This is a genomic window from Priestia sp. P5_B4 (assembly GCF_056400385.1).
Genome location: NZ_JBFULJ010000536.1, coordinates 1 through 2,603, shown reverse-complemented (window position 1 = coordinate 2,603; position 2,603 = coordinate 1). Strand labels below are relative to the sequence as shown.

At 40.6% G+C, this 2,603-nt stretch carries 2 protein-coding genes; both read left to right on the top strand.

What is annotated here, in order from left to right; genetic code table 11:
• Nucleotides 1-406: 406 nt before the first annotated feature.
• The gene (locus AC1DRF_RS22560) at nt 407-1,597 is read left to right on the top strand and encodes an iron-containing alcohol dehydrogenase (protein ID WP_477741741.1); all 1,191 of its coding nucleotides are present in this window, start codon (nt 407-409) and stop codon (nt 1,595-1,597) included.
• A 45-nt stretch (nt 1,598-1,642) separates the two neighbouring features.
• Nucleotides 1,643-2,603, top strand: a 961-nt coding sequence (locus AC1DRF_RS22555) for a GntP family permease (RefSeq protein ID WP_477741740.1), incomplete at its 3' end; no start/stop codon positions are given.

The window sequence follows — 2,603 nt, the reverse complement described above, 5'->3', positions numbered from 1 at the left end:
CTCAAACGTGGGTATTAAGTACGTTAAAAAGTGTTCAACAAGGAGCTGATTTAAGCAGCCTATGGTTAAATATCAGCATTTTACTAGCTTTTGCACTCGTTTTTTTCCTGCTGTCTATTTATAAATTAAATCGAAATAATACTGTTCAAAAGTTTATTTAAATGGTAAAGTCAGAGAATACCTCTGGCTTTTTTTGCAATTTTTAAAAAGTTACAAAAAAAGATTGAAAAATATAAGATGAAATTTTAGAATGAAAGAGGAAAGGGGTATACAAAAAGAGAATAAATAGGGGAGAAAAACGAAGTTCATGTTGGTTCTTTGCACAAATAAATGAAATCGCTTACATAAGGCAGCATGAAAATACGGAAGGAGAGATTGTCAGCGAGATAACAAAGGGGGAAAAACAGTGGGAATTTACGAACTACTTGTACCACGCACGGTTTTATATGGAGAAGAATCATTTTCTAAAATTGGAGAACAGGCTGCACTGCTTGGGACAAAGGCGTTGCTTATAAGTGATGACGTTATGGTGAAAGCAGGCAATGTAGAAACTTGCCGTCGTTACTTAGCCGAGGCTGGCATGGACTGTGCCGTGTATACAGGCGTAAATTCAGAGCCGACAGATATTCATCTAGATGAAGCGCTTGTTATATGTAAAACGGAGCAGTGCGATGTGGTTATTGCCTTAGGGGGAGGCAGCTGTATCGATACTGGAAAAGCGGTTGCCATTATGATGACAAATGAAGGGCATCTACGAACGTATTTTCAAAATCAACAAGATTTTCAAGATAGTCCTCTTCCTTTGGTTGCCGTGCCTACGACTGCTGGAACAGGCTCAGAAGTGACGAAAGCGACGGTTATTACAGACACGGCGTATGATGTAAAAATGATGCTTGCAAGACCTCAATTATTGCCTGATACAGCCATTGTTGATCCGTTATTAACTCTATCATGTCCAAAACATGTAACGGCAGCTACAGGAATTGATGCACTCAGTMATGCAGTGGAAGCGTATTTGTCTAAAAAAGCACATCCTTTTACAGATTCACTTGCGCTTCAAGCAATTGAGTTAATCATGAAAAATATCCGTCTTGTGTACAGAAATGGAGAAAATGTTCAAGCAAGAAATGAAATGGCCTATGCTTCTATGCTGGCAGGAATGGCGTTTTCAAATTCATCTGTTGCTCTAGTGCACGGTATGTCAAGACCTATTGGCGCGTTATTCCATGTGCCGCACGGTATTTCTAATGCGATGCTCCTGCCTGCGGTTTTGGACTATACAAAAGAGGCTTCAATCGATCGTTTAGGTGAAATAGGACAAGCTCTTTTTCCGAACGTATCATATACAAAAAAAGAAGGAGCAGATGTGTTAATTGAAGCCATCAAGCAGCTTTGTATCGACTTAGAGATTCCTAATCTTCAATCGTGGGGCATCGATCGCCAGCTATTTTACGCAGCGGTTGAGAAAATGGCAGCAGATGCGATTCAAAGCGGAAGTCCTGCTAACCATCCGGTTGTACCGACGGCCGAAGAAATTATCCAGCTGTATTACACGTGCTATGAATATGAGTTTGAGTCTGCACTTTATAAAAAATAAGATAAATTCAAAACAAATTGAATGAGGGATGAAAGGGGAAACGTTATGGATTTGCTGATTATTTTGCTGTCTCTGGGGCTTTTAATGCTGGTTGCTTACCGCGGATTTTCAGTTATTTTGTTTGCTCCACTGTGTGCGCTGCTAGCCGTTATTTTAACGGAACCAAGCTATGCACTCCCGTTTTTCTCAAACGTTTTTATGGAGAAAATGGTTGGGTTTATTAAAAACTACTTCCCTGTCTTTCTATTAGGAGCAGTCTTCGGGAAGATGGTAGAAATGTCTGGAGTCGCTGAATCGATTGCGAAAACAATTGTTAAAGTAGTAGGGGCTAAACGCGCCATCTTGGCTATTGTTTTAATGGGAGCAATCTTAACCTACAGCGGGGTAAGTTTATTCGTTGTTGCGTTTGCAGTTTATCCGTTTGCGGCTAACTTATTCCGCGAAGCGAATATTCCAAAACGATTAGTACCGGGAACGATTGCATTAGGAGCTATTTCGTTTACCATGGATGCACTTCCGGGTACACCGCAAATTCAAAACGTTATCCCAACGACTTTTTTTAAAACAGACATCTATGCTGCTCCGACACTGGGGATTATCGGATCGGTTATTGTCTTTAGCTTAGGTCTTTGGTATTTAGAAAGCCGAAGCAAAAAAGCAAGAAAAGCTGGAGAAGGCTACTACGGGTTTAATAATGAACTAGCGGCTGCTGCAGAGCTAGAAAAAGAGTCTGTACCTTCTACAGAACCTAAATATGAACCTAGCGTAGCAAGACAGATTCTTGCATTTGTTCCGCTTGTGCTTGTAGGGGTTGCAAACAAATTTTTTACTGTTTCTATTCCAAAGTGGTACCCAGACGGTTTTGATTTTGCCAAAATTGGCCTTGAAGCGTTCGGAAAAGTAGATTTAACCGCAGTTGTTGGTATTTGGTCAGTGGAATTGGCACTTGTTATTGGAATTATCACAACGATTGCGTATGACTGGAAGAGAGTGACAACCGGTTTCC